The organism is Pedobacter frigidisoli, from assembly GCF_032678525.1.
In the GTDB taxonomy this organism is placed as follows: Bacteria; Bacteroidota; Bacteroidia; order Sphingobacteriales; family Sphingobacteriaceae; genus Pedobacter; species Pedobacter frigidisoli_A.
Window position 1 is genome coordinate 40,839 of record NZ_JAVTSE010000011.1, and the last position, 23,937, is coordinate 64,775.

Consider the following 23,937-nt stretch of genomic DNA (forward strand, 5'->3'; position numbering starts at 1 on the left):
TCGGTTAGTAATTTTCCACAACTATAACGCATTATTTTGCTAAACTAGATAACAGGCTTTAATTCTTTGTTAATTGCATAAAATAAATAGCCCTTTACGTTGCTGTAGCCCATTTCAGAAAGCAAGGCTTTGTACTTTAAGACCTGTTCAATATGTCTGTCGCTTTTTTCGAGTGTAAATTTATAATCCAGAATGATAACCTCATTGGCATTGATTAGCACCCTATCCGGACGATGAAGTTTTCCTTGTGCATCGACAATGTTTTTTTCGGTAATGCTGGAAGTTGCCTTATTTAAAATTTCCTGAAGTTCAGCATGATTTAAAACTTCGAGCGATGATGTGGTTAGTTTTGGAACCTCTTCTTCTTTGATAATACCCTGTAATACCAGATTTGAAGCATAATCTGCAACCTCTTTCTCGCTGCTGGCATTTGCCAGAATATCGTGTAGTAAGGAACCTTTTCTTCCTGATTTTTCAATATTGATCAGGTGTTTTAAATTCTTCTCAGCTGAGGGCAAATAGAGTTCCGACAAACGAGAAGTGGTGGGGTAATTTCTCAGCTCAACAAAATTGGCTTCTTCTGTTTTATTTTCAATTGTTACATAGTCTGCAATTTCGTAAACGCCATGTTCATCAAACTGTCCTTCGAAAGTGAAGTTAATCACATCACCCATGTTCGAAAGGTTCAATTCCTTATTTCCTTTAGGTTCAGCTTTGGCCATAGTGGCAATGTAAAGGAAATCTTTGGAACGGGTTGTGGCAACATAGAGCATATTCAGTGCATCCATGTTATTATAAAGCAATTCTTCATAATATGCCCTGGCAATTGAAGAGTCGGCCAGATCCTTGTTGTATTTTAGTGGAATGCCCCGAAGTTCTTTATAAGCAGTGTTTTCTGATGAGACCCAAAACGTTGAGTTGGTTTTTCCTTTCACTTCCCAGTTGCAAAAGGGAACAAATACAGCACGAAAAGCTAAACCTTTTGATTTGTGGATGGTGATGATTTGAATCGCATCGGCACCTTCGGGAGATGGAAGTGATTTTTTTATACCATCTTCATCCCACCAGCTGAGAAAAGCGATAATGCCCTTTTCACCAAGTTTTCCTGCGTTGGCCGTTAAATCGCGGAATGCTAAAAGATAAGGCAGGTGTTGGCTTAGCCGCTTTAAATCGTAAGCCTCAATTAGGATCTCAACGAGTTCGGGCAGCGGAAGTTGGAGCCAGGATTGCCAGTGTTCGCAAAGTGATGGAGGCAATACATTTGATAAGGAAGATAGTGAGGTATGAGTGAGATTTAAATAGTGATTCGCATTCGCCTCTTTATTTTGTAAAGAATGGTAGAGGGCAATACAGTTTGCTTTATAAAGAGCGGTTTGTGCATCCAGTCCGATCAAAACTTTCAGCGTGTTGATAATCAGTTTAACAGTAGAATTATTTGAAATTAACAGGGCATCGCCAGAAAGAACAGGCAAGTTGAACTCCATTAGCTTTTGCACCGTTAATAGCGCCTCACTATTAGAACGCACTAAAATGGCAATGTCCTTCAATGCGTAATGCTTCTGATCTTTTAAATAAAAGATTTCTGCTATTACATCATCCAGGGCAAGATCTCGATAAACCGTCTCACTGAACCGTGTATCTTCCGGAGCCTGTTCTTTGCCGAACTTTTTGATCTTAATTGTTCCACCCTTCAAGGTGTTGGCCGCAAAATTTTGCGTCGATCCAGCATAAATATCTGTGATAATCGAATTATAGTGCTCTGTATTCCACCAGGCAGAAATACTTTCAGGTTTGCCAGCTAAATTCTGATTCAATTCATTTTGTAGTGTTAACGGAATACTTTTATATAAAACGTTATTAAAAGTGATGATATTTTCGGTGCTGCGGTAATTTTCTTCCAGACTTTCCTCTAACACATTATGCATACCAACATCGGTTTTAGCATGTTTGTGCAGGATATTCCAGTCACCATTTCGCCAGCGATAAATGGATTGTTTGGTATCTCCCACAATCAGGTGATCTGTTAAATCCATACTTGGGGTGGCAATGGCATTGGTTAGTAGCGATTTAAAGCTTCCCCACTGGCTGGTGGAGGTATCCTGAAACTCATCGAAAAGAAAATTACGATACCTGTTACCCACTTTCTCCCATATAAATGAGGGGTTCTCGCCTGCATCATCAGTAATCCCGGAGATCAGTTTTTGGGCATCGCTAATGAGCAAATTATCATTTTCTGCCCGATATTCTTTTAACAACACAGCGATTTCCTGCATCAGCCTTAAGTAGTAAAGGTTTTTGTTGAACGCAACTGCCAGTTGATAATCCGGTAAGTAAGAAAGGAAATGATCTTTTATTTTATGCAATATGGGGTTAATTGTTTCATAAACTTCTGGTATAGAGGCGTTTTTTTGAAACCATTCCTCAGGCTCATCAATTAAACTAAAGAGAGCTTCTATCCTCGAAAAATCTCCTCTGGCTACTAATATTAACTTTGTAAGCGGATTTCTGGATTTGCCTTTCAGGTGTTCATTTTCTACCCCAAGTACATTTAATGCCTCGTGTGCATCAGTTGCCAGCTGAACGAATTCACCCTCAAATCTCTTGATTTCTTCTTTGGTAACACTGATATACTTTTTAAAGAGTTCATCAATGTTTTCTGCGCCAAGCTCCTCTACTGCAGATTCAAAAATCTGGAACCGCTCTGAAAATATTTCCCCTATTAAGTTATAAAGTTCACTTTTATAATTCCAGCTTTTGTTGTCGCTAATACGTTCGAGTGCCAGGTCAATGATCCATTGTAAAAGCTGCTTGTTGTCGGTTAAGGCCTCGTCCAGTTTGTTTACCAGGTCATCTTTAACCTTATCGTAATTCATTTCTAAATTATAATCGGCGTTTAAACCCAGTTCAAAAGCGAAGCCCCGAATAACCTTTTGCACAAAGCCATCAATGGTGCTGACTGAAAAACGGCTATAATCATGGAGGATTTTGCGATAAATTTTATCGGCTTTGAGCTTTAAACCTTCTGCATTTATCTCAGGGTACGCTGCCAGAACCAGCTTTCTGTAATCCTCAATTTTTTTTGAGGGATTTCCCTGTGCCAGGCCTACAAGGACTTCTAAAATCCTTGATTTCATTTCTTCGGTGGCCTTATTGGTAAAGGTTACTGCCAGAATCTCGCGGTATTTATTTTCCCCGCTAAACAGCAATGTAAGGTAATGTGCAGTCAAACTGAACGTTTTACCAGAACCTGCAGAGGCCTGAAGAATTTTGAGGGGTTTTGGCATAAATTCCTGATGTTTATTTTTTCTTAACTTTTTTCTTTATTCTGGCTGGCCGTTTTTCCATTGGATAGGGAATATTCAATAAATCCCTTATGACTACGGACGCACAAGCGCCACCAAATGCTGCTGGCAGGTAAGAAATTGTGCCATATGCAGACCGTTTAAAATTACTTCCATCAGTTAATATCAGGGAATCCCGTTTTACTTCTTCGGTAGAAAAAACCGCCTTTACCTTATCCAGGTTTGGGAGTTTGTTGAGTCGTTTACGCACATAACTGGCGAAAACGCATTGATAAGTATCTGGAAGAAAAGTGATCCTTAATTTAGTAGGATCGACTTTACCTCCTGCACCCATTGAACTAACAATTGGGATGTTTTTCTCCAGTGCAGTAGAGAGCAGCGTCATTTTTGGCATTACGCTATCAATACAGTCCATCACATAGTCGTATTTAACTTCCAGAATTTCCCTGCACTTATCAGGGGTAAGGAATGAATTAATTACATGTAATTTCAAATCCGGATTGATGGCTAGCAAGCGTTCCTGCATAATTGATGCCTTACCAACACCATGGTTTGTTGCCAACGCCGGCAATTGCCTGTTTCTATTACTTGGATCAACTACATCTCCATCTACAATGGTCATTTCACCAACGCCCGAACGGCAAATAAATTCTGCGGCGAAGGAGCCAACTCCTCCTAAGCCAATTACTAAAACATGTTTCGATTGAAGCAAGTCAATTCCTTCATTGCCAACGAGAAGAGCGGAACGGGAGAGCCAGGTTGTGTCAGACATATCATTGTATTTATTTGTCAATAAATCACGAATGGTACAACATTAACGTTTCCTTTCGTGAGCTAGTTTTCCTGGTTGTTCCTAAAGTAAGTTTAGTTCTTTCCAGTTTGTAAAAATAATGGCTTTTAATTCATCAACCGAACATTTTTTTAAATTCGCTGCAGCCTGATAAATCTGCTCAATTGAAGTCTCCGCAGAATCGGTTTCTAAAAGGAATTGTGTGCTGTTCTTTACCAGTTCTGCAGCACCCGAACCGGACTTTAATATGTCACTTCCAAAGGAGAGTAAAAAACCTTTATTCTGCATCTGCCTACCTAGTTGCTGGTTTTTATTAAAGCCGTGAATAATTAGGGGTATTTTCATTTGCAGTTCTTCTTTAAGTACCATCAGTTCTGAGAAGGCTTTTACACAATGCAGGATGATCGGCTTTTGAATCTTCTCTGCGAGAAGCATTTGTTCTTTTAAAATAGAGATCTGATTATGCAATGGTTCACCCTTTAGCTTATCCAGTCCACATTCGCCGATGAGTTTAACATTGTCCTGTTTGGCTAATACCTCCATGTACCTCATTTGAAGCGGCAGTTGATTCAGTTTGGCGTACCACGGGTGTAAGCCGATTGAAATCGGCTTTGTTTTAGGCATGGCCAAAAATATATCGCTTGTCAAAGATAAACTTTGGATGCTCGTTACCCCGTTTTTCTTACCGCTTTGATGCGTATGTACATCTAGAAAATCCATTAATAGGTAAAGATAGGTTTTTTCAAAAAAATGCCGGGGTACCGTAATGTATCTCTTCTGTAAAGAATTCAGTATTAATCTATAAAAGTACTAGTCTTTATTACATTTGCAGTAACTATATCCTTTCACATGAAAAAACTACTTATTATTTTAGCTGCTTTATTCATTTCCACTTCGGCATTTAGCCAGGATAAAAAAGAGCCTGTTCAGATTTATAATCCTAAAGCCAACGCTTTGGCTGACATAAAAGCCGCAACCGAAAAGGCAGCAAAGGAAAAGAAACATGTACTAGTACAGGTGGGAGGAAACTGGTGTTCTTGGTGTATCGCTTTTCACAATTTAGTTGATACTACCGCCTCTTTAAAGCAAACCATTAATGATAACTATGAATTTTTATTGGTGAATTGGGATAAGGATCATCACAATGATGAAGCGATGAAAGTTCTCGGCTTTCCTAACCGTTTCGGCTATCCTGTATTTGTGGTACTGGATGGAACAGGCAAAGTGCTACATATAGAGAATTCATCTTATCTGGAAACAGATGAAATTGGTGCAAACGGAAAAAAGAAAGTGGGTCACGATGTGAAAAAGATTAACTCATTTCTTAAAGGCTGGACCTTTGCCGCAGTAGACCCCGATTCTTACAAACCAAAGTCTAAATAAGTAAAAAGCCGCAGGGCTTAGATTTAGGTCTATCCCCGCGGCTTTTTTAATCCTCCAAATCTGCTGGCTCATCATCAAGATTGAGCTCGTAGGATGGTCTGGAAGCTTCATCAGCTTGTTCCAGCATGTCTTTATCATGTTCGATACTAGTATCATCTCCTTCTAATTCATTGATGTTTTCAGTATCATCCTCTCTGCGTAAAGCATCGTTAGGGTCGTTTGAATAGTTATCTTCTTCTGGGTCTATCATGGCATTGAGTTTTTATGAATAGATAATGTTTTTGGGCCCCGAATTGTTTTAAAAATAATTGGTTGTTTTGATTGATTATAACCCGTCACCGAATTTAAAGTTTGGCAAAATGCTTACGGGTAATTTTCCAGCTGGAATTAAACGGTTATTGATAACTGCTGCAGCCGAGATTTGCATATAATCTTCTTTTTGATAACCAACAACCAGGCATTTACTGTTTTCCAATCCAGGTAGCGTAGCCAGGTTATAAGGGTTGGCAAATAATGCAAATACCGTGTTCTTGCCGGATAATTCTTTAATGAAATTTTTAACCCCTGTGTTTAGGGGGATGTTATTTGCAGGCCTTGCCCGGCTATCGTGAATGCCTACAATTACCTGATCGAAGGCTGCAACTTCACGGGCAATATTCGAAATTTGAGCTGCTGTAGCATCTTTGTCTAAAACATAATAAACAGAATTATAAAATCCCTTAGATACTTCCTTTTGGAACCGTGTAACTCCGGTAACGCCTATACTGATGATAGCAGTTCTTCTAATGGGAATCATATTTTTAATATAATCTTTCCCTTTCAACAAGGTAACTGAAGCATTTGCCAGTTCCTGCACCAATGCATTACTCGCGGTGCGGTTTACTTCAGGGATAATATTTTTTACAAGAACGGTATCTCTTTGAGTTAAGCCCGCCCAGTATTTTGCCGTTAGGATTTTCCGTACACTGATATCTACATCTTTCATGCTGATTCGCCCCTGTCTGATAGCACGTCGAATCAGCTTTACGGCCCGCTCGCTGTTCTCAGAAAGTTCAAGTATATCATTGCCTGCAACAATGCCCATCACATCAGCCTCACCGTCTTTAAAAAACTTTACTACGCCTTTCATATCCATCGCGTCTGAAATTACCAGTCCTTTAAAGCCAAGTCTTTCTTTCAGAATGCCTGTAACAATAGGTTTGGAAAGGGTAGAGGGTAAGTTAGGGGTGTTATCTAAGGATGGGATATTCATATGGGCAATCATGATACCCGATGCACCTTGCTTGATCACTTCTTTGAAAGGATACATTTCAAGGCTGTCTAAACGTGCGGCAGTAAAGGTAAGTTGAGGCAAATCGTAATGCGAATCTACGTCTGTATCTCCATGGCCTGGAAAATGCTTCAATGTAGTGAGCAAGCCACCATCCTGCATGCCTTTCATGTAGGTAGCGGTTTTGGTCGCCACGTTAAATTTGTTTTCACCGAATGAACGGTAATTGATTACAGGGTTTTTGGGATTATTATTAATGTCTGCATCAGGGGCAAGGTTCATTTGCATTCCCATTCTTTTGAAGTCTTTGGCAACTTCAAGCCCCATTTTATAAATGAGATCTTTGTTTTGGATTGCACCCAGTGTCATTTGATAAGGATAGGATATCGTGCTATCCAGGCGCATGCCCAAACCCCATTCTCCGTCGTTAGCTACAATCAAAGGAACATGGCTAACCTTTTGGTACGCATTTGTAGCACGGGCTTGCCTTACTGGTCCCCCCTGGAAAAAAATTACACCACCCAGTTGCTCTTTTTTGATGACCATACCCACAGAATCGATATATTTCTGACCTAAATTCGTATGTGCACGAACGAAAAACATCTGGGCAATGCGCTCTCTTCTATTCAGTTTGTTAAAAACAGAATCGACCCACTTAGGCTGGTTGGCCAGCATTTCCAGGTAAGACTTTTTCTGGGCATTTGCCGATAGCGCAGCAAGGCCTAAGGACATCATTAGGAATATATTTTTTTTCACTTTGTTTTGTTGTAATGCGATTCAGCTAAAATAATAAGTAATCACCGTAATAATCAAAAACCAATCCAAGTAATTAATTTAATACAATTAGTTGTTGCAATTGAAATGAAAAAACCACGATAAAGGCCCGTCCTTTAGTATCATAAATTAGAAATGTTGCTATTATTTTGAAGTAAATGTTTAAATTGGTAAAACAATCTAACCAATTTATTATGCCGAAAGATCATCAATATTCAACCACCATTACCTGGACAGGCAATAAAGGCTCGGGAACAATGGATTATAGATCCTACGATCGGGACTATGTGATTTCTGTAAAAGGTAAAGCTGATATTTCGGGCTCTTCCGACTCCGCTTTTTTGGGTGATAAGTCAAAGTATAACCCCGAAGATTTATTACTCTCATCCATATCAAGTTGTCACATGCTCTGGTATCTGCATCTTTGTTCAAAAAACGAAATTGTGGTCATCGACTACAAGGATGAGGCAGTAGGTGTAATGGAGGAATTATCGGACGGAAGTGGTAAATTCAGAGAAGTGACCTTGCATCCACAAGTGTTAATTGCTGATCAGGCACATCTCGAATTGGCACACTCGCTTCACCACGAAGCAAATAAGATGTGCTTTATTGCTAATTCTCTTAACTTTCCGGTTAAACATAATCCGGAAATTAAAGCGGAGAACAGTTGATCGAATTGGCAGTTTACAGGTTTTATTAACCAGTAAACTGCCAACTGAATTATTTAAACTCGTAGACGTTATCTTTTGGAGTAGCATCCATATAAATGCCACCATCCAGTGCAATGCTTTTCATCGCTTTTCCGTTATTTTTGACTACTAATGAAATTGCACTTTGATTGTTTTTCCATACCGAAGGTGTATAGTGGATTCTGTCTACCTTACCGTCCTGATAGGTAATTAACAGATCGAAAGGAATGGCGAAACCTCCAACATTTCTAACTACCATTGGTGAATTTACCGCCTTCTTTTTGGTATATTCCAGTTTGAGATCAATATAGTTATTGGTGAAGAACCAGTTTCTAAAAAACCAGTTTAGGTTTTGGCCTGAACCGGTGTTCATGGAATTGAAATAGTCCCATGGAACCGGATGCTTACCATTCCAGGTGTTCATATAATGGTGAAGTGATTTTTTAAAGAGCTCATCGCCCAACATGTCTTTTAAGGCCAGATAAGATAATGAAGCTTTGCCATAGGAGTTATTTCCATAGCCAGCGCCAGATACCTGATCCGACATCGAAATAATGGGCTGATCTTCTTCCGTCGACTTATCATTAATATAGTTGTTCACTCTGAATTTTTTATAAAAGTCATCCGCTGCTTGTTTCCCGTGTTCAGCGATGCCAATTAAGTATTCAAATGTAGTAGCCCAACCTTCATCCATATAAGCATAACGGGTTTCATTGATGCCCATATAAAATGGAAAATAGGTGTGCGCAACCTCGTGGTCTTGCACCAACTGTGCAAAAACAGGGTCGCCAAATTGGGAGTCATTAACCATCATTGGGTATTCCATGTCTGCGAAGCCTTGGAAAGCAATTGTTTTCGCATATGGATAAGGAATGCCTGGCCAGTTGTTGGAGAACCACGACAATGCATTGATATTATACTTCACCGAATTTAAGAAGTCCTTGCCTGTGGTTGGATTGTAAGCTGCTTGTGCACTTGCCCGGCGTCCGGTTTTTGCATCAACAATTACGCTTCCTCCGTCCCAGGCATAGTGATTGCTTAGTGCAAAGGTAACATCAGTAATATGATCTACCTTAAATTTCCATGTGTTCCAGTCTTTTTGTGCAGTAACTTTACCATCCTTTAATTCCTGTTCACTGGCAATATGGATCACCTCATCAGTGTTGTAGGATTTTTTTAAGCGGGCAGAAATTTCCGGCTGCAAAACATCATCAGGATTTAGGAAATCACCGGTGGCGTAAACCACATAGTTTTTTGGCGCTTTTATGGAAAATACGTAATCATTAAAATCATTATAAAACTCAGCCCTGTCAGTATGAGGGATACGGTCCCACCCATTATAGTCATCGTATACTGAAATACGTGGATAACTGTAAGCCACAAAGAATGAGTTTGGATCAATCTGTCCTTCTCTACCACTTTCTTTGGATAATGGATAGTCCCATCCGATTTTCACTGTAATTTTTGACTTAGGATTAAGCGGCTTTTTTAATTTGACGCTTCCCACTGTTCCCCAGTCTTTGCTATCTATTTTATAGCGCTCGCCATCTACAGAAAACGAGGTGATGTTTAAGCCCGAGCTTAAAAAATCTTCACTAACCGCTCCGCTTCTTGGAGCAGTTGGCTTGTGCAAATTATTTACAAAGCGTATGACCAGTGTTTTTAAGGTATCATTACTGTTATTACTATATAGAATTTCCTCATCTCCGCTCACCACCTTGGTTTCCGCATCGACTTTTATATCCATGTTGTAACGGCCATGGTTTTGCCAATAATTAGGGCCGGGGTTTCCGTTTGCAGAACGGGTACCTTTTAAATAAGCCGCTTTGATGTTTCTAGGCATGTAAAGTTCCTGGGCAGAAACCGTGTAACCTGCCAAACTGATTAGAAGGGCGAGTGAAAATAATTTTTTCATTTTTTCGAATAATTTCAGCTAAAATAAACTTAATGATTGAATTTTGAATGACTGTATTATTGAATGTTACGTTGGAGAGTAATATCATGAAAACTTATAAATCTTGATCTTTTATTTGCTTTTGTAATTTCCGCATTTTATCTTCGTTATAATTGAAGCAAGACTATGTAGAAACCAACTATGTAGTCTTGTTTGTTTTTTATAGCGTTTGAATAAAAATTAATAGAGCAATGACAGAGGTAACGTACTATACACAAGAGGGGTTAGATAAACTAAAAGAAGAGGTTCATTATCTAACTACAACGGGCCGTCAGCTAATATCGAAAGCAATTGCTGAGGCGAGAGATAAAGGTGATTTATCAGAAAATGCAGAATACGATGCGGCTAAAGAAGCGCAGGGTTTGCATGAGGCCAAAATCTCAAAATTAAAAAATACTTTAGCTAATGCACGCTTAATAGATGAATCTAAATTAGACTTATCCAAGGTGTTAGCATTGTCTATTGTTAAGATAAAAAATGTAAAAAACGGGGCTACCATGACTTATCAATTAGTAGCCGAAAGTGAAGCTGATTTAAAAACCGGAAAGATTTCGGTTAAATCACCTATTGCGCAGGGGTTACTTGGGAAGTCGGTTGGTGAATTTGCAGAAATTGAAGTGCCTGCTGGCAAAATGCAGTTCGAAGTGCTTGAGATATCTAGATAATTACTAAGTTCCACTTTTAAAAACCTACCAGCCTTTATGAGTATATTTTCAAAAATTGTTTCCGGCGAAATCAGCGCACATGTTGTAGCTGAAACTGTGGAGTATTTAGCATTCTTAGATATCCAACCGCTCACAGCCGGCCATGTGCTGGTTATTCCAAAAGTGGAAGTTGATTATATTTTTGATGCGGAAGAAGACTTATACGTAGGGTTGTGGATGTTTGCTAAAATTGTAGCAAAAGGGGTTAAAACTGCTTTTCCGTGTAAGAAAGTTGGGGTGGCAGTAATTGGATTGGAAGTTCCACATGCCCACATTCATTTAATTCCTATGAACAATGTGAGTGATATGGATTTCAGCAAAGAGAAACTTAATCCAACTCCGGAGGAACTTACAGCAGCTGCCGAAAAAATCAGGCAGGCCTTGTTAGAAGAATAATGATAATGCGGGTAATGCCCGCATTATTTTTTTAAATATGGGTTTTGATTGGGCAACGGTACAAAATCTGTTTCACCTGGCACAGGTCTGAACTTTTGCTCTAACCAGTCCTGTTTAGCCCTTTCGATGGTTTCTTTGTCAGAAGCTACAAAATTCCAATATATAAATCTCTCTTCAGGAAATGGATGTCCACCAAATATATAGATGGTGGTGTTCTCCAGTATTGTAAACTCGCAGAGTTTAGCATCATTGGCCACAAGAATCAAGCGTGGCTGGAAAAGGTGTCCATCGCTTTCAATGCCTCCCTCCAGTATATATAAAGCGCTTTCACCAAACAGATCACTTCCGATATTTAACTTTCGTCGGCCTGTGCTTTTTATCTCAATAAAGTAAAGCGGGCAATATACAGGAACAGGTGATTGTCGGCCAAATGCTTCACCGGCAATTAATTTAATATCTACCCCATCTTGATGCCAGCTGGGAATATCTTCTTGCTCAACATGAAAAAACTCAGGATCCATTTGTTCAAGTGCTTTTGGCAGGGCTACCCAAATTTGTAAACCATGAAGCATTTTGTCCGTTTGTCTTAAATAAGGCGGTGTACGTTCTGAGTGAACAATACCACTGCCAGAAGTCATCCAGTTCACCTGCCCGGGTTTGATAATAATATCTGTTCCCAAACTGTCGCGGTGCTCAATTTCCCCTTCAAATAAAAAGGTTAATGTAGATAAGCCAATGTGTGGATGTGGAGGTACATCCAGGTTTTCATGGTCACTCATCGCAGCTGGGCCCATGTGATCGATGAAAGCAAATGGGCCAACCATTCGTTTTTCCCTAAATGGCAGCAGCCTGCCAACCATGAAGTTACCAATGTTTGCCGGCCTTTCTTCAATAATGAGTGAGATGTTTGACATACGATATGGATTTGAAATGGTGAATTTAAGAAAATTTTATAATGGTGATTAATAAAAAGAGCACCCCATTTATGAGGTGCTTTTTAAAATTATAATGGGAAATAGTATTAAACCAGTTCAGCCAATGCTTCCTTGCTGAATCCTTTCAATTCTGAAAAATTGTCATTTTTAATTTTTTCTACCCAGTTCGGATCAGATAATAACGGACGGCCAACAGCAACTAAATCAAAGTCACCACGATCCATTCTGCGTACCAATTCATCTAGCGAGCTTGGCTCAGAACTCTGACCTGCAAAGGCACCAAAGAAATCGCCATTCAAACCTACAGATCCTACGGAAATGGTTGCCTTCCCGGTAATCTTTTTAGCCCAACCTGCGAAATTCAGGTCTGAGCCTTCGAACTCCGGCTCCCAGAATCTACGTTGTGAACAATGGAAAATGTCGATTCCTGCATCGGCTAACGGCGTTAACCATTGTTCCATTTCGGTTTCATTTTTGGCCAGTTTGAAATCATATGCTGCAGGTTTAAACTGCGACAAGCGAATGATAACTGCGAAATCTTCTCCAACACGTTTACGAACTTCTTTGATTACCTCAACTCCAAAGCGGGTGCGTTCGGCTAAGGTTTTACCCCCATAAATATCTGTACGGTTATTGGTTGCATCCCAGAAAAACTGATCTATTAAATACTGGTGAGCACCATGGATTTCAACGGTATCGAACCCAAGTGCTTTAGCATCAAATGCTGCCTGACCGAAAGCAGCAATGGTGTCAGCAATAGCGGCATCTGTCATTGGAACTCCGTTTTCGAAGCCAGGGCTGTTTAAGCTTGAGGGACCTTCGAATGGAGAACTGGGTAACCATCCTGAAGCATGGTTGGCAGATATTCCCTGATGCCAGATTTGAGGACCCATCGTGCCACCCGCTGCATGAACATCATTGATTACCTTTTGCCATCCTGCCAGGGCTTGTTCACCATAAAAATGAGGAATGTTTGGATCGGCAGAAGAAGAAGGACGATTGATTACTGTACCTTCTGATAAGATCAGTCCTACTTCACCAGCCGCACGCTTCGCATAGTACTCTGCAACCACATCGGTTGGGATCCCATTTGGAGAGAAAGACCTGGTCATGGGCGCCATGACAATTCTGTTTTTTGTGTTTAATGATTTTAAGCTGAAAGGCTTAAATAAACTATCTGTATTCATATTTGTTGCTATTTATAATTCTGTGTTAATCATTTCACTTAATTTTTCAAGACCTTCCATATTCCGTTTGTAATAAGTCCACTGTCCAACCCTGGTGGCGGAAACTAAATCAGCACGTTGCAGGATGGATAGATATTCGGAAATGGTACTTTGTGAGAGTCCTGCTTTCATCTGGATTTGACCTACGCAAACACCCACATTTTCGAAGTCTGCATTAGGCTGATCCGGAAAGTTTTCTGCAGGGGCCTTGAGCCAGTTCAAGATCTGTAAACGGGTTTTGTTTGATAAAGCCTTAAAAATTTCTACTTGATCCATACTGCAAATGTATATCGACTTTTCCCGATATGCCAATTATCAGTAGAAAGATTACAAAAAAATGGTGAATGGCCCTAAGCTGTGAGGTTTCAAAAAGGAAGGCATATGGAAGCAGGGTACGACCTAAAAAAAGAAACGGGGATAAATCATACCGACCTATCCCCGTCATCTAAATTAACGCTCTCATATGTATAAACACCTAAAAGGATAATTTATTATATTATGGCTAAATTTTTTTATTTTTTTTCTGCAGTCTTCTTCGCTGCGGTTTTCTGCTTTTTTTCAACTGCGGGAGCTTCTTCAGCAACTTCAGCTTTTTTCTTCACCGGGGCCTTTGTTTTTTTTACTTCAACACCTGTTTCCTCAATAACCTCCACTTTTGGTTGTTGTTTTAGCCTTTTTGGGTTCTACAACCTGTTCTTCACCATCAACTTTCTTTTTAGTTGTTGTTTTAGCTTTTTTAGGTTCAGCAACTGGAGTTTTTTCTACAACTTCAACTTCTTCAATCTTAGGTGAATCTGCCTGTTGCAAATAATTTGCTAAAACCTGTTTTAAGTAAATTTCAGGTTTAGGCATGTTGATTACTGTACCGGGTTCTTTATCCTGTGACTGCTTAATGTAGGCCGATTTAATTTTGCCCCAGTCCTTTGAATAAAGTCTGATAAACATTTCCACAAATTGCTCGTCTGTATATTTTTTAGGCAATCTACCCAGCACTGCCTGAATTTTCTCTTCTTTTTTATGTAATACCGCCATCGCTTTTATTTTGTGCAAAGATAGCCTAAAATAATCATTATCAGATTTTAGCTTTTCAGGCTATTACATCTTCCAGCGTTACCTCCGTTTTCCTATTCGCAACAAGTCTTTCGCGATGTTGCATACCCCAGTTTCTCAGCTCATCAATCACCTTATCCAAAGAGCCGCTATATTCAGTTAATTCATAAGTAACGGTAACTGGCGTAGTTGGAAACACTTTGCGGATGACAAATTCGTTTAGCTCCAGATCTTTCAGCTCTTTTGATAAAATCTTCGGAGTAATCTCTCCCAAAGATTTTTGAATTTCATTGAACCGTTTGGGGCCATCCTGTAAACTCAGAATTAAAGGTAATTTCCATTTTCCGTTTAAAACATACAGCGCATCCTTAACCGCGTTCAGGCTTGCGCTGCAACTTTCTTTTGTATGCTTTTCTTTTCCAAATGCCATGCGGCAAAGTTAATAGCTTTCTGAGCGAATATTGCTATCGTTCAGTAAACTAATACCCAATTGATAGCACGTTGATTCTGTCTGATTTGAGTAATTTACCGAGGTCACTTCCAGCCTTTTTTCATTTTTTTATAAGCCTTTTTACTAATTTTCGATTTCTTTTTCGACCTCGATTTTCCTTTCTTCTTACGGGCATTGATGTTATTAACCAGTGAATTTTTGACCCCTAACTTATTCTTCTTAAGTCCTTTTTTCTTTTTTTTGTCTTTTTTCTTGCCGCCTTTTTTCTTTACAGCTTTCTTTTTCGTTTTTGCCATAACATTTAGTTTGTAGTTAACAACATTGTTATTTCAAAAAGGTTCACTTTAAATGAGCTTTCAAGCAAAGTACTTTGAGCTTTCAAACAAACTTTTAGCTTTCATATTGCTATACCTTTGATTCAATTAAAAAAGATAATTATGAAAAAAGTTTGGTTTATAACAGGAGCCTCCCGCGGACTGGGAAGGAATTTAACAGAAGAAGTATTGGCAATGGGCGATCAGGTAGTCGCTACAGCAAGAAACACCAACATGTTGGATGATTTGGTTGAAAAGTTCGGGGAGTTGATTTATCCACTAACCTTAAATGTGACCGATTATAATCAGGTAGCGATTACCGTAGAAGCTGCTATTGCCCACTTCGGTAAGATTGATGTTCTGGTGAATAATGCGGGCTTTGGAATTGTGGGGGCTGCCGAAGCATTTAGTGCCGATCAGGTACGGAGTCAGCTGGAAACCAATTTATACGCGCCAATAGAAATTACCAGAGCTGTGTTGCCTTACATGAGGAAACAGAAGTCAGGGCGCATTTTTCAAATTAGTTCGGTAGGAGGCAGAGTGGGTAATGCAGGGATTTCCATTTATCAGGCAGCAAAATTTGGATTAAGTGGTTTCACAGAATCACTGGCGAAAGAAGTCAAATCACTGGGGATTCTGGTTACCAGCGTGGAGCCAGGTGGATTTCGTACAGATTGGGCGGGGGATTCCATGACTTATGCCCCAAAAATTGATGGATATGATCTGGTAGATCAAAGAAGTGAATTTTTTCAGAGCGGCGATTTCATCCCCACTGGTGACCCCGTGAAAGCAGCAAAAGTGTTAGTGAATCTTGCTGTGCATCCTGAACCACCAATGCACCTCATTCTGGGAAGTGAAGCTATCGGTATGCTTAAGCATGCAGATACAACCAGGACACAGGAAATGGAAAAGTGGATGGGGGTGAGTTTATCTACCGACCATGATTCTGCTACAGATTTCTTAGATACTAGTCTGGGTAAGAGTTTCACAAATAGATAATTATCATGAGGTCATCTTCTCCCGGATGATCTCATCATAACAATTTCAAATAACCCGCTTATTTCATAATTTTGATAGCATGCCAAGCGAACTTAAACGTCCTAATATTTTATACAGCTGCTACTCGCACAAAAGCAGTGAAGGTGAACAGTTTATTGCCGACCATGTTTTTGGATATTTGATTTCCGGTACATCAGAAAACCAAATTGGCGAGGAAAAGTATATTTTTAATTCTGGTGACTTTAGATTCTTCAGAAGAAATCAACTGACGAAGTACACTAAATTTCCACCCAAAGATGGTGTGTATAAATCTATTACAATTGTTCTGGATCAGGAAACCTTACGAAGCATTAGTGAAGAATATAGTCTTGTTGCACAGCAACAGGTTAAGGCTCCTAAAGCAATATTGTTTGAACCTAATAGACTGTTTCAGAACTATTTTGATTCGATATCACCTTACCTTGAAAACAATAATGAGTTTAACAGTATGCTCACGAACTTAAAAGTTAGGGAAGCGGCGATGATTTTATTGCAAATTAATCCTGGGTTGAGCAATATACTCTTTGATTTTTCTGAGCCGGGTAAAATCGATCTTGAAGCTTATATGAATAAACACTATAAGTTTAATGTCGATATCGCCCGTTTTGCATATCTGACGGGGAGAAGTCTGGCAACTTTTAAAAGAGATTTCAACAAGATATTTAATGTCGCGCCAAACCGCTGGATACAGGAGAAGCGCCTGGAGGACGCGTACTACCTGATCAAAGAAAAAGGTTGGAAATCTACTGAAGTTTATCTCGAAGTTGGATTTAAAGATCTTTCACATTTCTCTTTTGCTTTTAAGAAGGCTTACGGCATTGCGCCATCAAAACTATAACATAAAAAAGCCTCAACCATTGTCTGGTTGAGGCTAAAGAGTTCGCGCTCAAAAAACCTTATTTTGTAACTGAAGTTAATAATCCACTTGTTATAAAACTCGCTGCAGCAGTCGTGCTGGCTTTAGTATAGGTATCTCCCTGGTATAAACCGTGGAAATAGGTTCCTCCTGTTACGGTTCCGCCAGTATAAATATTAAACGTTGTGTTTGAAGCTAATCCAGGCATGCTAAATAACATCACCATTTTTGAATAAGCTCTTGGTACAACGAATGTGAATATATTTGTACCAGTAGAAGATTCGATGTGTATCACCTGGTTAACTGTTGCTGCACTGGTAAATAGTACTGAGTTCTGTGAGCTTATGCTTGTAGTCGGGCTACTGCTTGCTCCCCCTACGCCAATTAACGTACCTCCGGTAATTTTAAACTGATTATTGTCGCAGTCAAATCCTTCTTCAGGAGAGGTGTAACCTGAGGACACGATCGTACCCCCCGTAATTGTTATTGTTCCATTTGAATCTATTCCATCATTAAGTGTACTATAAGCATACACATTACCTCCGTTAATCACTATCTGACTGGTTGCATTAAATGCATCATCGTAAGTTACACACTCTACCGTTCCGCTGTTAATTGTCAAAACACTTTTACTTTCAATTCCTTCTGCACCTGTACCTGAGGTTTTAACCGAAATCGTTCCCCCGTTTATTGTCAGGTTTCCATCGCTCTTCATTCCTTTTGCAGATGTATCATCAGAACCATAAGTATAGGTTGCCCCTGATGTGGTGATAGTCACTGTTCCATCATTAATGGTTAAAGTACCATCGGCATTTATACCTTTTCCTCCGGTACCTGTACTGGCAATAGTTATTGTTCCTTTCTGCATTAAGAAATTGCCGTTTACTTTAATACCCGATGCTGATTCAATCTCTTTATCCGTGCTGTCGTAGAATGCACCACCTGATGTTGCTATAGTTAGAGCTGCGTTCGTTACAGTGAAATCTTTTCCGCTCTGGAACCCTTTTGCCGCGCTTCCAGTTACCGTAACTTTAATAGCATCGCTGCTGTTAATAATTGTTGCACCTGCGCTTTTGATCCCAACAGCCTCCGAACCGGTATTCGTAATTGTAATGATCCCTCCGTTTAGGTATACAGAAGGATCTACGGTGCTTTCTGTTCCACTATATGAGGTCGATAAACCATCGTCTACACTTCCTATGGTCATTGCACCTGCAGTAGTTCTGATATATCCTTCCTCTACTTCAATACCGTCGCCCGAGGAACTGATGTTCAGTGAACCACCTTCCATTGAAAAATAATCATTGGCATGGATACCGTCTGACACTGCACCTGTGATGCTGATGATTCCGCTTTGTATATCCACGTAATCGTCGCTGGCAATGGCATGTTTGTAATTACCCTTTACAATTAAACGTCCACTGCCTTTAAATACCAATTGACCTTCACTAAATAACGTACCTTTCATGTCTTCAGTTCCGCTTGCTGTGTAAGTCGATCCGTCGATTAATCTGTTGTTGGTTTCACCTACTAAGGTGAAGGTAGCTTTTTTACTGGATTGAATATTTATGGCAGGTCCGTTTTCACTAATCATGTCGGCCCCGTTTAATACAACCCCAAACTTGTAGCTGCTATAGATTTTTACTGAACCACTGGTGGTACTTCCCGAAATAACATAATTGATTTCAGTACTCGCCGTAGTTGAGTTTATGGTTACTATTCCGTTGGTATTGGTAATGGTTACACCGCTACTCTCATATGGGTTTGTAATAGTTGCAATATTATTTGCATAAGCAATGGTTACTGCATTTGTAACGGTTGTATCTTTTGAATTGGTTACAATTGTAGCATAAGTTGTTGTGCTTGTAGTAGTTGTCTCATCATCACTATCTTTTTTACAAGAAATCATACTTGCAGATATTAATAAGAAACAGATTATTGATGGTAGAAATTTAAATATCCTCATTTTTTCATCGTTAATAAAAACTTGATGAAGATATTTTGAGAAATATTTAAAAAATGTTAAGACTCTACGAATGGGTACTTTGAGTCGATGAATGTGTAGTTCAGATTTTTTATAGCGTTATCCAGCTAAAGGATAACGCTATGAGCAGCTTGTGGCTATCTATCCATAAAATCCATGTCTCCCATACCAATAGGGGCACCCGGGGGCATTACCTGCGCAGGGGCTGGCTGAAACTTAGCTGGCGAGTCTTCAAACTCTTTTATCTGTGATAAGCCATATAAAATATTTGCTTTTTGTTTCAATCCCGCGTTGCTGAGTTTTCCATTCATCCAGCTTTTAAGTCCAGAAATTTCCAATAAGGCTTCGCCTCTTACACTTTCCGATGTACGTGTGTTGGCCGCAAGCTGGAGCAGATATTTTAATGTAAGGTTATTTACAAGTATTTGTAACTGTCCTTTATATCCTGGGACCAAATTGGTTTTCCAGGTTTTTTCGATTAGTTTATCTACGACCGCCAGCAATCCCGGTTGTTTTTCATCCCTTGCATTATATTCCACCAAACGGGAAGCGCGCTCGGGATTCAATAATGAAGAAACGGTTTCATTTGCTGCGGCTTCAGCTGTTGCCATCGGATCGAATGTTGGACCCGTGTAGCCACTAAACGTTTCTGCTGATGCAGGATAACCAGACGGGCGTGGAGGTATTTTTTGAATCAGGCTTTCTGGTAATGCAAGTGCCTCCGGACTAATCGTGGAGATTAATGCATCAAAAGCACTCCATTGCTGAGCTGGGTCAACCATCTTAGTTGGAACCTGCCCATCATTTTTTATTGCGTGTGTGAAATATAACCCACCTATTGATTTTGCAACAGCCTCAATTTCATAGCGGTGAAGTAAATAAATTGGGACCAGGACTTCTTCCAAGGTGGCCATCGGAGCATCTTTTACAATTGCTTTTTCAGAGAAATTATCCAGCACCTGTCTTCGGATTTTCATTAGTCTATTAAGTTCTGCGATTGGATTTTCACCATCTTCCCATTGATTAGCCGATGGATGGGTATAGCCTCCAATATCGGGGATATATTGAAAGCCCTGCTTCAAGGTTTCTTCCATTATTTTATCAAGAGCTGCATCTTCGTTCGTGCCTTTAGTAAATTCACTGTACCCCCACATGATGGCCCGTTTATCCCAGCTTCCAATCCCTTTTGCATATGCGTCAGATAAATCGATGCTGCCGTCTGCTTTTTGTTTAATCCTCGGGAAAGGATAATCCATCACAGATGCCCGGTCTTTGACACTTGCTGCAAAATTATGGTTTAAGCCCAGGGTGTGCCCGATCTCATGTGCGGATAACTGCCTAATCCTCGCTAATGCCATTTCTTCCATCACTTTACTTACAGGCTTTCCATCTGTATAGGGCTGTAGTAAGCCCTCGGCAATTAAATAATCCTGACGATGGCGGTCGGAACCTAGCGTTACCACACCTTTGATGATTTCCCCTGTTCTGGGATCTATATAAGATGAACCATAGGAAAAGGCCCTTGGGCTACCCGCACGGGTAATCCAGTTTACTACATTATAGCGTATATCCATCGGGTCGGCGTCAGCAGGTAACTCTTTAACCTGAAACGCATTTTTATATCCGGCAGCTTCAAAAGCTTCATTCCAGAAAGACCCACCTTCTATTAAGGCCTTTTTAATTGCTGCGGGTGCGCCGCGATCAATATAATATACTATGGGTTTTACCGCTTCACTAACTTTAGCATTAGGGTCTTTCTTCTCCAAACGATGTCTTCGTATATATCGTTTAACCAACGGTTCGGACATAAGGGCCGAAAAATCTGTATAGCTAAATAATTGATAGCTTGATCGTGGATCAAATTTTCGTTGCTTAAAATGTTTATCGGGCAGTTCTACGAACGACTGATGCATGCGTACAGTTACTGCATTAGCATCCGGAGCCAGGTTTCCTCTACCACTTGGAGCGCCACCAGTGAAAGTTAGCATGGCCTCAAACTCAGTATTTTTAGGGAAGTTTTTAGTGTTAGGTATGTAAACAGCTGATCGGCTTTCGTCAACACGGTAAGTTCCGCCACCTGCTGCTGCCCCTCTGCCAGCTGCTCCACCCGAAGACGCAGGAGCACCCATTGTAGCCCCGATATTCTGGCTGTCGCGAATGATAAAAGGCGTAAGGTCTATAAGGGTTTTATTTCCCTCTATTGCTACAGGGGCAAATCCCCAGATCACAGACTTGGCAAAAGATCCTTCCACTGTTTTAATTTCATCGGCATTTCCGTTCCCGGCACGATAGGCCAGGTTGGGTTCCAGTAGAAACACTTTTGGCCCTACCTTTATAAAGCGTGCCACATCAGCAGCAGCGCCTCCGCGTTCTGCGTTTCTTCCTGCGCCATCAGTTAACGAGCTGAAATACAGAAAATCTTTACCAAATTGATCAATTTCCAGGAAAATTTTCCCTGTTTTTTCATCATAGTAAAAATTGAAATAGCCCTCAGATTTTTTGAAGTCTTTGGTGAAGTTCGAAATACTGGTTGCGACAGTAGCTTTAACTGTTGCAGGATTTTGAGCATGTAGTTGAATGCTCAGGACACCAATGATCAGCAATATTACAGCGTAAAGTTTTCTCATCATAAAAGGATAGGGTTAGTTGGTTTGGTTGTTGTAGGTTGCCCAGTTTAGTGTGCAGAGCAAATATAATTTAAAGCGTCTGTGATGTTGAGCGATCCAGGTAACTTTTTACATATATAATGAAAAAAATATTTAACTATATTTATTGCTAATGGAGCAGAAATTAGAAGTATGGCAGCGTGGGCCGTTGCCCGATGTTAGGCCCTTGTTACAACCTGTAGCCCATGCACTATTGCAGGCTAGGGAAGAAGTAAACGAATATTTGGAAGGCTTTCCGAAAGAACTACTCTGGATACGTCCAGCTGGGATGGCTTCTGCAGGATTTCACCTTCAGCATTTAAGTGGGGTGCTTGATCGGGTTTTCACCTATGCGCGTGCAGAAGGTTTATCCCCTTTTCAATTTGAACAACTTTACGAGGAAGGCAAAGATCGGGCAGAGGGATATAGAGTCGAAGATCTGGTTTCCCGGTTTAACGTCCAGGTTGATCAGGCAATGATACAATTGAAAGACACAGACGAATCAGGTCTTACCGAGTATAGGGGCGTAGGTAGGGCAGGCTTGCCATCAACTGTAATTGGTCTGCTTTTTCATGCGGCAGAACATACCATGCGGCACGTTGGCCAACTAATGGTTACCATTGCCGTAGTCAAATCTGAAGCTGAAAAGCTATAAAACAAAAAAGCACCAATCTTTTGGATTGATGCTTTTGTAGCCCGCAGGGGAATCGAACCCCTATTTCCAGAATGAAAATCTGGCGTCCTAACCGGTAGACGAGCGGGCCTTTTAATCAGAGTGTCTTTCAACTCCTTTGGTAGCGGGGACACGACTCGAACGTGCGACCTTCGGGTTATGAGCCCGACGAGCTACCAACTGCTCCACCCCGCACTCTATATCTTCAAATTTTCTTCGTTTGAAGGAGTGCAAAAGTAGGAATAGTTTTCATATTCGCAAAGCCTGAAAGCTTTTTTTTTCAAAAAAAAATATCTCTCAAAAGTAGAGAAGTCAATTTATACTATTTTTATATTGTAAATGAGTAGATTACGCTTTGTTGTAACTTCAATCTTTTATTAGGGCTCAGCAATGATATTAAAACTTTGAGGCTAATATCCATGAGTTAGTTTGTACAATGAATGATATCCCCTCGAATTAACATAACAATGAAATATTTTATACTAATGTTTCTTCTGATAAATTGTATTTTTAGGACTTATCAAACTAAAAACAAACAAAAAAATTGCAAGAGGTATTATGATAAGGCGATGCATTCATTTGTGTATACTTCTCCAGATGAAATGCCTGAATATCCAGGTAGTTTGGTGAAATTCTATTCGTTTTTGTCAAAGAATACAATCTATCCTATAGTAAAAGAAAATGAAGTTATACAATCCAAGGTATTGTTAACTTTTATCGTTGACACATTAGGTAACGCAAGAGCGCTTGCAATTCATAATAAACCAATGCAATATTATTCTCCTTTAGATATCTCAGTTTTAAATGCCGCTAAACAAATGAAAAAATGGAAGCCGGGAAAATGTAATGGAAAAAAAGTTTTTGTAAGAGTGAACACTTATATCATAATCACTCCGCAGATTTGAGCATACAATCAATAGTATTACCATAGGCTAGCAATAAAATAGGCTAGCGTTGCTTCAAAGATATGTATATACCTAAATATTTAATAGTGAATTCTTGCCTAAAAATCAGGCTTGAGTCCATGATGTGTATTTCAATGAAACTGGCCACCTCATTTCGGGCCAAACTGGCCGCCAATTTGATTGCCGGGCTACAGCGTAAATAGTTCCTTTCACTTTGAACAAAACACTAAGAACGATTTCAAATTTTTTTGCAGGCTAAAGCCTTCCTTTTTACTTATTGTCAGTGATAGTTACGCTATTCAGTCTGCCCAAAGATTGAGGTCTGACAAATTGCATATCCAAAACCCGCATTAAAGGCCATCAGAACGCCTTTACAGTGAGAATTAAAGCCAAGGCCTGCCTTCAGCTCCAGACTAGGTCCTGAGGCTTTCATTTTACTTTAATTAAAAAAGTGATCGGGAAAAGCTATACTTGAAAAGTCTAATCGAAAATCAGTGCGGCCAGTTTGCTCCGAAATAAGGGGGTCAGTCTGCAGCGAAATAGGGTGACAGCTTAAACGCGAAACGCTCTGCCACTTTTGCCGAAATACCCAAACAGG

At 40.0% G+C, this 23,937-nt stretch carries 23 protein-coding genes and 2 tRNA genes; 8 read left to right on the top strand and 17 right to left on the bottom strand.

The window, feature by feature from the left end:
• Window positions 1-44 precede the first annotated feature (44 nt).
• The 3 genes from R2Q80_RS21425 to R2Q80_RS21435 form a co-directional block, all read right to left on the bottom strand.
• Window positions 45-3,284 (bottom strand): UvrD-helicase domain-containing protein, encoded by a 3,240-nt coding sequence (locus R2Q80_RS21425; protein WP_316801572.1) that lies wholly within the window; start codon window positions 3,282-3,284, stop codon window positions 45-47.
• A 13-nt stretch (window positions 3,285-3,297) separates the two neighbouring features.
• Window positions 3,298-4,074, bottom strand: coding sequence for a tRNA threonylcarbamoyladenosine dehydratase (locus R2Q80_RS21430; RefSeq protein WP_316801573.1), 777 nt, complete (start codon window positions 4,072-4,074; stop codon window positions 3,298-3,300).
• A gap of 81 nt (window positions 4,075-4,155) precedes the next feature.
• The gene (locus R2Q80_RS21435; RefSeq protein ID WP_316801574.1) at window positions 4,156-4,812 is read right to left on the bottom strand and encodes a TatD family hydrolase; all 657 of its coding nucleotides are present in this window, start codon (window positions 4,810-4,812) and stop codon (window positions 4,156-4,158) included.
• 129 nt (window positions 4,813-4,941) lie between these two features.
• Between R2Q80_RS21435 and R2Q80_RS21440 the strand changes: the two genes are divergently transcribed.
• A complete protein-coding gene (locus R2Q80_RS21440) occupies window positions 4,942-5,475 on the top strand; it encodes a thioredoxin family protein (RefSeq protein ID WP_316801575.1) in 534 nt (177 codons plus the stop codon).
• Between the two features lie 46 nt (window positions 5,476-5,521).
• On the opposite strand, the gene R2Q80_RS21445 is transcribed toward R2Q80_RS21440, so the two are convergent.
• Window positions 5,522-5,725: a hypothetical protein gene (locus tag R2Q80_RS21445; RefSeq protein WP_047798987.1), complete on the bottom strand. Its 204-nt coding sequence runs from the start codon at window positions 5,723-5,725 to the stop codon at window positions 5,522-5,524.
• A 75-nt stretch (window positions 5,726-5,800) separates the two neighbouring features.
• Entirely contained in the window at window positions 5,801-7,477 is a 1,677-nt protein-coding gene (locus R2Q80_RS21450) for a glycoside hydrolase family 3 protein (RefSeq protein WP_316801591.1), read from the bottom strand.
• A gap of 236 nt (window positions 7,478-7,713) precedes the next feature.
• Here R2Q80_RS21450 and R2Q80_RS21455 point away from each other — a divergent pair, with 236 nt between their 5' ends.
• Window positions 7,714-8,190, top strand: coding sequence for an OsmC family protein (locus R2Q80_RS21455; protein WP_316801576.1), 477 nt, complete (start codon window positions 7,714-7,716; stop codon window positions 8,188-8,190).
• A gap of 49 nt (window positions 8,191-8,239) precedes the next feature.
• On the opposite strand, the gene R2Q80_RS21460 is transcribed toward R2Q80_RS21455, so the two are convergent.
• Entirely contained in the window at window positions 8,240-10,123 is a 1,884-nt protein-coding gene (locus tag R2Q80_RS21460; protein ID WP_316801577.1) for a M1 family metallopeptidase, read from the bottom strand.
• A 230-nt stretch (window positions 10,124-10,353) separates the two neighbouring features.
• Between R2Q80_RS21460 and greA the strand changes: the two genes are divergently transcribed.
• On the top strand, window positions 10,354-10,827 hold the full coding sequence (greA, locus tag R2Q80_RS21465; protein WP_047798983.1) for a transcription elongation factor GreA: 474 nt from the start codon (window positions 10,354-10,356) through the stop codon (window positions 10,825-10,827).
• 36 nt (window positions 10,828-10,863) lie between these two features.
• Entirely contained in the window at window positions 10,864-11,262 is a 399-nt protein-coding gene (locus tag R2Q80_RS21470) for an HIT family protein (protein ID WP_316801578.1), read from the top strand.
• A gap of 23 nt (window positions 11,263-11,285) precedes the next feature.
• Here R2Q80_RS21470 and R2Q80_RS21475 read toward each other — a convergent pair whose 3' ends face one another.
• The 6 genes from R2Q80_RS21475 to R2Q80_RS21500 all read right to left on the bottom strand — a co-directional run bounded on the left by R2Q80_RS21475 (window position 11,286) and on the right by R2Q80_RS21500 (window position 15,220).
• Window positions 11,286-12,176, bottom strand: a complete 891-nt coding sequence (locus R2Q80_RS21475) for a pirin family protein (RefSeq protein ID WP_316801579.1) — start codon at window positions 12,174-12,176, stop codon at window positions 11,286-11,288.
• Between the two features lie 107 nt (window positions 12,177-12,283).
• Entirely contained in the window at window positions 12,284-13,384 is a 1,101-nt protein-coding gene (locus R2Q80_RS21480) for an NADH:flavin oxidoreductase (protein ID WP_316801580.1), read from the bottom strand.
• Between the two features lie 12 nt (window positions 13,385-13,396).
• A complete protein-coding gene (locus R2Q80_RS21485; protein WP_316801581.1) occupies window positions 13,397-13,699 on the bottom strand; it encodes a metalloregulator ArsR/SmtB family transcription factor in 303 nt (100 codons plus the stop codon).
• A gap of 363 nt (window positions 13,700-14,062) precedes the next feature.
• Window positions 14,063-14,455 (bottom strand): hypothetical protein, encoded by a 393-nt coding sequence (locus R2Q80_RS21490; protein WP_316801582.1) that lies wholly within the window; start codon window positions 14,453-14,455, stop codon window positions 14,063-14,065.
• 55 nt (window positions 14,456-14,510) lie between these two features.
• Complete coding sequence (locus R2Q80_RS21495; protein ID WP_316801583.1) at window positions 14,511-14,903, bottom strand: helix-turn-helix domain-containing protein; 393 nt, start codon at window positions 14,901-14,903, stop codon at window positions 14,511-14,513.
• A 104-nt stretch (window positions 14,904-15,007) separates the two neighbouring features.
• Entirely contained in the window at window positions 15,008-15,220 is a 213-nt protein-coding gene (locus R2Q80_RS21500; RefSeq protein ID WP_047798977.1) for a hypothetical protein, read from the bottom strand.
• Between the two features lie 141 nt (window positions 15,221-15,361).
• On the opposite strand from R2Q80_RS21500, the gene R2Q80_RS21505 reads away from it, so the two are divergent.
• Together R2Q80_RS21505 and R2Q80_RS21510 are read left to right on the top strand one after the other, a co-directional pair.
• Window positions 15,362-16,237, top strand: coding sequence for an SDR family NAD(P)-dependent oxidoreductase (locus R2Q80_RS21505; protein ID WP_316801584.1), 876 nt, complete (start codon window positions 15,362-15,364; stop codon window positions 16,235-16,237).
• Window positions 16,238-16,316: 79 nt separating this feature from the next.
• On the top strand, window positions 16,317-17,114 hold the full coding sequence (locus tag R2Q80_RS21510; RefSeq protein WP_316801585.1) for an AraC family transcriptional regulator: 798 nt from the start codon (window positions 16,317-16,319) through the stop codon (window positions 17,112-17,114).
• A gap of 58 nt (window positions 17,115-17,172) precedes the next feature.
• Here the strand turns inward: R2Q80_RS21510 and R2Q80_RS21515 are convergent, their stop codons facing one another.
• Together R2Q80_RS21515 and R2Q80_RS21520 are read right to left on the bottom strand one after the other, a co-directional pair.
• Window positions 17,173-19,041 carry a carbohydrate-binding domain-containing protein gene (locus R2Q80_RS21515; protein ID WP_316801586.1) on the bottom strand — a complete coding sequence of 623 codons (1,869 nt, stop codon included), beginning with the start codon at window positions 19,039-19,041 and terminating at the stop codon, window positions 17,173-17,175.
• Window positions 19,042-19,253: 212 nt separating this feature from the next.
• Window positions 19,254-21,746: a zinc-dependent metalloprotease gene (locus R2Q80_RS21520; protein ID WP_316801587.1), complete on the bottom strand. Its 2,493-nt coding sequence runs from the start codon at window positions 21,744-21,746 to the stop codon at window positions 19,254-19,256.
• 148 nt (window positions 21,747-21,894) lie between these two features.
• Here R2Q80_RS21520 and R2Q80_RS21525 point away from each other — a divergent pair, with 148 nt between their 5' ends.
• The gene (locus tag R2Q80_RS21525; protein WP_316801588.1) at window positions 21,895-22,416 is read left to right on the top strand and encodes a DinB family protein; all 522 of its coding nucleotides are present in this window, start codon (window positions 21,895-21,897) and stop codon (window positions 22,414-22,416) included.
• Window positions 22,417-22,453: 37 nt separating this feature from the next.
• Here R2Q80_RS21525 and R2Q80_RS21530 read toward each other — a convergent pair.
• Window positions 22,454-22,525: transfer RNA gene (locus tag R2Q80_RS21530), tRNA-Glu, on the bottom strand.
• A gap of 28 nt (window positions 22,526-22,553) precedes the next feature.
• A tRNA-Met gene (locus tag R2Q80_RS21535) sits at window positions 22,554-22,629 on the bottom strand.
• A 272-nt stretch (window positions 22,630-22,901) separates the two neighbouring features.
• Between R2Q80_RS21535 and R2Q80_RS21540 the strand changes: the two genes are divergently transcribed.
• Window positions 22,902-23,339 (top strand): hypothetical protein, encoded by a 438-nt coding sequence (locus R2Q80_RS21540; protein ID WP_316801589.1) that lies wholly within the window; start codon window positions 22,902-22,904, stop codon window positions 23,337-23,339.
• A 295-nt stretch (window positions 23,340-23,634) separates the two neighbouring features.
• Here the strand turns inward: R2Q80_RS21540 and R2Q80_RS21545 are convergent, their stop codons facing one another.
• The gene (locus R2Q80_RS21545) at window positions 23,635-23,772 is read right to left on the bottom strand and encodes a hypothetical protein (protein WP_316801590.1); all 138 of its coding nucleotides are present in this window, start codon (window positions 23,770-23,772) and stop codon (window positions 23,635-23,637) included.
• Window positions 23,773-23,937 lie beyond the last annotated feature (165 nt).